Source organism: Enterobacter sp. ZOR0014, from assembly GCF_000798855.1.
Taxonomy (GTDB): Bacteria; Pseudomonadota; Gammaproteobacteria; order Enterobacterales; family Enterobacteriaceae; genus Enterobacter; species Enterobacter kobei.
This window is the reverse complement of the sequence record NZ_JTLF01000102.1, coordinates 1-5,892: the sequence shown is the minus strand read 5'-3', so window position 1 is coordinate 5,892 and position 5,892 is coordinate 1. Positions and strand designations below refer to the sequence as shown.

Annotated in this window: 6 protein-coding genes; 4 read left to right on the top strand and 2 right to left on the bottom strand. The window is 55.6% G+C overall.

The window, feature by feature from the left end; translation table 11 throughout:
* Positions 1-235 precede the first annotated feature (235 nt).
* The 3 genes from aphA to L977_RS04900 all read left to right on the top strand — a co-directional run bounded on the left by aphA (position 236) and on the right by L977_RS04900 (position 1,835).
* Positions 236-949, top strand: coding sequence for an acid phosphatase AphA (gene aphA, locus L977_RS04910; protein WP_014882148.1), 714 nt, complete (start codon positions 236-238; stop codon positions 947-949).
* 113 nt (positions 950-1,062) lie between these two features.
* Entirely contained in the window at positions 1,063-1,479 is a 417-nt protein-coding gene (locus L977_RS04905) for a secondary thiamine-phosphate synthase enzyme YjbQ (RefSeq protein WP_014882149.1), read from the top strand.
* A 2-nt stretch (positions 1,480-1,481) separates the two neighbouring features.
* Positions 1,482-1,835 (top strand): MmcQ/YjbR family DNA-binding protein, encoded by a 354-nt coding sequence (locus L977_RS04900; protein ID WP_014882150.1) that lies wholly within the window; start codon positions 1,482-1,484, stop codon positions 1,833-1,835.
* Between the two features lie 2 nt (positions 1,836-1,837).
* Here L977_RS04900 and uvrA read toward each other — a convergent pair whose 3' ends face one another.
* Complete coding sequence (gene uvrA, locus L977_RS04895) at positions 1,838-4,660, bottom strand: excinuclease ABC subunit UvrA (RefSeq protein WP_023331804.1); 2,823 nt, start codon at positions 4,658-4,660, stop codon at positions 1,838-1,840.
* A gap of 251 nt (positions 4,661-4,911) precedes the next feature.
* On the opposite strand from uvrA, the gene ssb1 reads away from it, so the two are divergent.
* Positions 4,912-5,439, top strand: a complete 528-nt coding sequence (gene ssb1, locus L977_RS04890; RefSeq protein ID WP_014882152.1) for a single-stranded DNA-binding protein SSB1 — start codon at positions 4,912-4,914, stop codon at positions 5,437-5,439.
* A gap of 59 nt (positions 5,440-5,498) precedes the next feature.
* Here the strand turns inward: ssb1 and L977_RS04885 are convergent, their stop codons facing one another.
* Complete coding sequence (locus L977_RS04885; protein WP_014882153.1) at positions 5,499-5,780, bottom strand: YjcB family protein; 282 nt, start codon at positions 5,778-5,780, stop codon at positions 5,499-5,501.
* Positions 5,781-5,892 lie beyond the last annotated feature (112 nt).

Below are 5,892 nucleotides of genomic sequence, written 5' to 3'. Positions count from 1 at the left end.
TCACCATGTCCCCGAACACCTGTCTACCATGTCCCCGGACCGTACAGTGGGAGAGGGCCGGGGTGAGGGCATCAGGCTACTCAGGTCGATGTCTCGCTTTGTGATCGTCTTCTTTTTCTTCAGATTGATAATCAAAAACTCCTTTTCTTCACCTGCCGCTGGGGTTATGGTCGGATAGTTTTTTGACCATTCACTCAAAATAAAACGATAACGAACTGAATATTCAGGGGAAAATATGCGCAAGATCACACTGGCGCTCAGCGCCGCCTGCTTATTGTTCTCACTTAATAGTGCCGTCGTCGCGCGCGCTTCTGCGCCAACGCCGCTTTACACCGGCACTACCGCTGCCATTCTTGCCGAACAGGCTCCTATTCACTGGGTATCCGTGGCCCAAATCGAAAACAGTCTGATGGGCCGCCCGCCCATGGCCGTTGGCTTTGATATTGACGACACCGTTCTGTTCTCCAGCCCGGGATTCTGGCGCGGCAAAAAAATGTATTCGCCGGACAGCGAAGCGTATCTGAAGAACCCGGCGTTCTGGGAAAAGATGAATAACGGCTGGGACGATTACAGTATCCCGAAAGAGGTCGCCCGGGCGGTCATTGCCATGCATGTGAAGCGCGGCGACAGCATTTACTTCGTCACCGGTCGTAGTCAGACCAAAACAGAAACCGTCTCCAGAACCCTGCAGGATGATTTCCAGATCCCGGCTGCCAACATGAACCCGGTCATTTTTGCGGGTGACAAAGAAGGGCAAAACACCAAAACCCAGTGGCTGGAGAAGAAAAACATCAAAGTGTTCTATGGTGATTCGGATAACGACATTACCGCGGCGCAGGATACAGGAGCCAGAGCGATCAGGGTGTTACGCGCCTCTAACTCGACCTATCGACCGCTGCCGATGGCAGGAAAATTTGGCGAAGAGGTGATTGTTAACTCGGAGTATTAAGCGTCTGGCCGCGAGTTTGATTCTTTTTTAATCAAATCTCGCTGCGGCGGGTTTTACCTTTCGACTTCTTGCTGCACACTTAGAAAGGTTCATCTTTCTAAACGGAGCAGCACATGTGGTATCAACAGACCCTGACCTTAAGCGCTAAACCCCGCGGTTTTCACCTGGTGACGGAGGAAGTCATCGGGCAAATCCGCGATTTGTCGCGCGTCAGAACGGGTTTACTGCATCTGCTGCTTCAACACACGTCAGCCTCCCTCACGCTTAATGAAAATTGCGATCCCACTGTCCGGTCTGATATGGAAAACCATTTTCTGAAGAGTGTCCCGGACAACGCCCCCTATGAGCACGATTATGAGGGCGCAGATGACATGCCTTCGCATATCAAATCTTCTCTGCTCGGGGTATCGCTGATGCTGCCGGTACACAACGGGCGGCTACTGCTGGGAACGTGGCAAGGGATCTGGCTGGGAGAACATCGCATTCACGGTGGTTCGCGTAAAATTATCGCAACGCTACAAGGGGAATAATGATGACAATTTCGGAGCTACTTCAGTACTGCATGAGTAAACCTGGCGCGGAGCAGAGCGTGCATAGCGACTGGAAAGCCACGCAGATAAAAGTGGGAGATGTGCTGTTTGCGATGGTGAAAGAGGTCGAAGGCCGCCCGGCCGCGTCGCTGAAAACCAGCCCGGAGCTGGCGGATTTGCTACGCCAGCAGCATGATGATGTGAGGCCGAGCAAACACCTGAATAAGGCGCACTGGAGCACGGTTTATCTGGATGGATCCCTGCCCGGCTCGCAAATTTACTATCTGGTGGATGCGTCTTATAAACAGGCAGTAGAGCTGCTGCCGGAAGCGACCCGACAACAACTCTCCGTCTGACATTACAGCAACGGTTTAAGGAAGCGCGCGGTGTGCGAGGCTTCGCACTCTGCAACGGTCTCTGGCGTACCGGAGACGAGGATTTCACCGCCGCCGCTGCCGCCTTCCGGGCCGAGATCGACAATCCAGTCCGCGGTTTTAATCACGTCCAGATTATGTTCGATGACCACAATCGTGTTGCCCTGATCGCGCAGCTGATGCAGCACGTCGAGCAACTGCTGGATATCCGCAAAGTGCAGACCGGTAGTCGGCTCATCCAGAATATACAGCGTCTGACCGGTGCCGCGTTTGGAGAGCTCACGCGCCAGCTTCACGCGCTGGGCTTCACCGCCCGACAGCGTAGTGGCGGACTGCCCCAGACGAATGTAGGTCAGACCGACGTCCATCAGGGTCTGCAGCTTACGCGCCAGCGCAGGGACGGCGTCAAAGAACTCGCGCGCCTCTTCGATGGTCATGTCCAGCACTTCGTGGATGGTCTTGCCTTTGTACTTAATTTCCAGCGTTTCGCGGTTATAGCGTTTACCTTTGCACTGGTCGCACGGGACGTAGATGTCCGGCAGGAAGTGCATCTCAACTTTGATGACGCCATCGCCCTGGCACGCTTCACAGCGGCCGCCGCGCACGTTAAAGCTGAACCGTCCCGGCGTGTACCCGCGTGAACGCGCTTCAGGCACGCCGGCGAACAGTTCACGTACGGGCGTGAAGACGCCGGTATAGGTCGCCGGGTTCGAGCGAGGGGTTCGGCCAATCGGGCTCTGGTCAATGTCGATAACCTTATCGAAATGTTCCAGCCCCTGAATGTCTCGGTACGGCGCGGGCTCGGCCAGCGTCGCACCGTTCAGCGCCGTCTGCGCAATCGGGAACAGGGTATCGTTAATCAGCGTCGATTTACCGGAACCGGACACGCCAGTGATGCAGGTAAACAGGCCAACCGGTAGCGTCAGCGTCACATCTTTCAGGTTGTTGCCGCGCGCGCCGGTCAGCTTCAGCACTTTTTCCGGATCTGCCGCTACGCGCTGTTTTGGCACCTCAATCTTACGCTTGCCGCTCATGTACTGGCCGGTCAGCGACTCGGGTACCGCCATAATATCTTTCAGCGTCCCTTCCGCGACCACCTGACCGCCGTGTACGCCCGCGCCAGGACCAATGTCGATCACGTGATCCGCAGCGCGAATCGCGTCTTCGTCGTGCTCCACCACAATCACCGTGTTACCGAGGTTGCGCAGGTGGACCAACGTGCCGAGCAGACGTTCGTTGTCGCGCTGGTGCAGGCCGATTGACGGCTCATCCAGCACGTACATCACGCCCACCAGGCCTGCGCCAATCTGGCTGGCCAGGCGGATACGCTGGGCCTCACCGCCGGACAGCGTTTCTGCCGAGCGGGAAAGCGTCAGGTAGTTCAGACCCACGTTCACCAGGAACTTGAGACGATCGCCAATCTCCTTCAGCACTTTTTCAGCGATTTTCGCGCGCTGACCGGAGAGCTTCAGGTTGTTGAAGAAGTCCATCGCGTGGCCGATGCTCATGTCTGAGATGGTCGGCAGCGCCGTGTTTTCGACAAAGACATGACGCGCTTCGCGACGCAGACGCGTGCCTTCACAGGTGGCACAGGAGCGGTTGCTGATGAACTTCGCCAGCTCCTCGCGTACCGCGCTGGATTCGGTCTCTTTGTAGCGGCGCTCCATATTGTGCAGCACCCCTTCAAACGGGTGGCGACGCACGGAGGTATCACCGCGATCGTTCATGTATTTGAACTCAATGTTCTCTTTACCGGAACCGAACAGGATCACTTTGTGCACGTTCGGGCTCAGGCTGGCCCACGGGGCTTCCACGTCGAACTTATAGTGCTCCGCCAGCGATTTCAGCATCTGGAAGTAGTAAAAGTTACGCTTATCCCAGCCGCGAATGGCGCCGCCTGCCAGCGACAGCTCAGGGTTCTGGATCACGCGGTCCGGGTCGAAATACTGCTGTACGCCCAGGCCGTCGCAGGTTGGGCATGCGCCTGCCGGGTTGTTGAACGAGAACAGACGCGGTTCCAGCTCACGCATGCTGTAGCCGCAAATCGGGCAGGCAAAGTTGGCGGAGAAGAGCAGCTCTTCCGCTTTCGGGTCGTCCATATCGGAAACAACGGCGGTACCACCGGAGAGTTCCAGCGCCGTTTCGAACGATTCCGCAAGACGCGTCGCGAGGTCTTCACGCACCTTAAAGCGATCGATCACCACTTCAATGGTGTGCTTTTTCTGCAGCTCCAGTTTTGGCGGATCCGACAGGTCGCACACTTCGCCGTCAATACGGGCGCGGATATAGCCCTGGCTTGCCAGGTTCTCCAGCGTTTTGGTGTGTTCGCCTTTACGCTCTTTAATAATTGGCGCCAGCAGCATCAGGCGTTTGCCTTCCGGCTGCGACAGCACGTTATCCACCATCTGGCTCACGGTCTGCGCCGCCAGCGGGACGTCGTGGTCCGGGCAGCGCGGCTCACCCACGCGCGCATACAGCAGACGCAGGTAGTCGTGAATTTCAGTAATGGTACCGACCGTTGAACGCGGGTTATGCGAAGTCGACTTCTGCTCGATGGAGATCGCAGGCGATAACCCTTCAATATGATCGACATCCGGTTTTTCCATCAGCGACAGGAACTGACGCGCGTACGCGGAGAGAGATTCAACGTAACGACGCTGTCCTTCGGCATACAAGGTGTCGAAAGCCAGTGAGGATTTGCCAGACCCCGAAAGCCCGGTCACGACGATGAGTTTGTCGCGAGGGATTATGAGGTTGATATTTTTGAGATTGTGGGTGCGGGCGCCCCGAACTTCGATCTTATCCATTCACCTTTCCCGGTTGAAACACGGATTGCCTGGTTTGTTTGAAGGACAAACGGCTGTCAGAAACGGCTAATTATGACACAATTTAACCTGTTTGAATATACAGTATTGGAATGCATTTTCTGATTCGCTGTGTAACAATGTCGAGTTCGCGTGAGATTTCGGAACCGACTACGCAACTATGCAAATTGCCGCGTGGAAATGGTACACTCGCGCGTTTACACTATTAAGAAACGTATTCAGGAGACACGAACATGGCCAGCAGAGGCGTAAACAAGGTGATTCTCGTCGGTAATCTGGGCCAGGACCCGGAAGTACGCTACATGCCGAGTGGTGGCGCAGTTGCCAACATTACGCTGGCTACTTCCGAATCCTGGCGTGATAAAGCGACCGGTGAGATGAAAGAGCAGACTGAATGGCACCGCGTGGTGCTGTTTGGCAAACTGGCAGAAGTTGCCGGTGAGTATCTGCGTAAAGGTTCTCAGGTCTATATCGAAGGCCAGCTGCGTACCCGCAAATGGACCGATCAGTCCGGCGCTGAGAAGTACACCACCGAAGTTGTGGTAAACGTTGGCGGTACCATGCAGATGCTGGGCGGCCGTCAGGGCGGTGGCGCACCAGCAGGTGGTGGTCAGCAGCAGCAGGGCGGTTGGGGTCAGCCTCAGCAGCCACAGGGCGGCAACCAGTTCAGCGGCGGCGCGCAGTCTCGTCCGCAGCAGCAGTCTGCTCCGGCACCGTCTAACGAGCCACCAATGGACTTCGACGACGACATCCCGTTCTGATCAACGGATGCTCAAACAAAAAACCCAGACATCGTCTGGGTTTTTTGTTTATACAGGAATCAGGTAATCACCATTGGCCAGTCTGGTGGCTGGTGGCTCATTGCCTCTACCATCACGACTTTAATATTTTCCCAGACAGCGGCAATATCCAGCAGGGTGATGCCCAACAGGCCCGTTGCGAACCAGCAAGCCGCGCCAAGTCCCAGCAGAGTGCTGATGACCGCAAGACCCGCGTAGTCAGATTTACGAAACTGAATGTTCAGCGTGCTGGCTAAAAACATCAGTACCGCGCTCAACAAAGGCCAGCGCAGGAGAACCATGCTGGTAGTAATGGTTGCCATAGAACCCATCCTCTACAAAACAGACGAACTGAATGAAACGGTGTTTCTCGTTACAGAATATGTGTGAACTATATCACATTTGTTGATTTATTCGCCAGCGTCTGAGCGTTCA

Excerpts from the sequence above, each read along its gene's own strand:
- aphA (WP_014882148.1), top strand. The coding sequence starts at position 236 with ATGCGCAAGATCACACTGGCGCTCAGCGCCGCCTGCTTATTGTTCTCA.
- L977_RS04905 (WP_014882149.1), top strand. The coding sequence starts at position 1,063 with ATGTGGTATCAACAGACCCTGACCTTAAGCGCTAAACCCCGCGGTTTT.
- L977_RS04900 (WP_014882150.1), top strand. The coding sequence starts at position 1,482 with ATGACAATTTCGGAGCTACTTCAGTACTGCATGAGTAAACCTGGCGCG.
- uvrA (WP_023331804.1), bottom strand. The coding sequence starts at position 4,660 with ATGGATAAGATCGAAGTTCGGGGCGCCCGCACCCACAATCTCAAAAAT.
- ssb1 (WP_014882152.1), top strand. The coding sequence starts at position 4,912 with ATGGCCAGCAGAGGCGTAAACAAGGTGATTCTCGTCGGTAATCTGGGC.
- L977_RS04885 (WP_014882153.1), bottom strand. The coding sequence starts at position 5,780 with ATGGCAACCATTACTACCAGCATGGTTCTCCTGCGCTGGCCTTTGTTG.